A 756-nucleotide genomic window follows, 5' to 3' on the forward strand; every position below is an offset into this window, starting at 1 on the left:
CCGTTGACGATTTCCGCTATGACGTGTTTCCAGCTACGCAGGCAACTTGCCAATCGTGATTGTGGCGACACAGCCGGCTGCGCCACCGGCAAGCGAAATGTCGGCGTCGTGCAGCTTGGCGATTCGGTAGGCTCGGCACAGCCCCAGCCCCAGCCCGCGACCGGCTTCGCGGCCACTAAAGTAGGGATCAAACGCATGCTCGCGAGCGGCACGCGAGAGCCCGGGACCGCTGTCGGCTACGTGAATCAAGACGCGATCCGCTTCCCGAACGACCGACACCACAATCGTACCGGAGGATCCAATTGCCTCGATCGAATTTCGCAGCAACACTCGCAACGCTTCGCCGAACATCGGTTCATCAAGATCGAGCAACAGCTCGCCGACAGGGGTCTCGGTTTCTAAACGAATGGAGAGCGAATCAGCCTCGTCGACAAATTCGTCGGCAACCGATCTCACCAACACGTTCAAATCACACGGTGAAGTCTCTGGTAGCGGCGGATTCGCGTAGAACATCAAATCGGCAATCATCTCGTGAGCCCGATACACTTGGTCGACGATCTTTTGCAGCGACGTGTTTCGATGCGGATCGGCCTCGCCCTGCTTCAATTGCTGGGCTCGCGTCGAAATGTTGGCCAACGGATTGTTGATCTCGTGGCTAAGCCCGTAAGCGAATTGCTTGAGCGCCGCGAGCTTTTGCGTGTGAAGTCGACGATCAAAGGATTGCTCGAGCGTGCGCGTGTGCTGCACTTGCCGAGC

At 58.1% G+C, this 756-nt stretch carries 1 protein-coding gene; it reads right to left on the minus strand.

What is annotated here, in order from left to right:
• Positions 1-33: 33 nt before the first annotated feature.
• Positions 34-756, minus strand: a 723-nt coding sequence (locus RMSM_RS26945) for a sensor histidine kinase (RefSeq protein ID WP_144057994.1), incomplete at its 5' end; no start/stop codon positions are given.

This window comes from Rhodopirellula maiorica SM1 (genome assembly GCF_000346295.1).
Lineage (GTDB): Bacteria > Planctomycetota > Planctomycetia > Pirellulales > Pirellulaceae > Novipirellula > Novipirellula maiorica.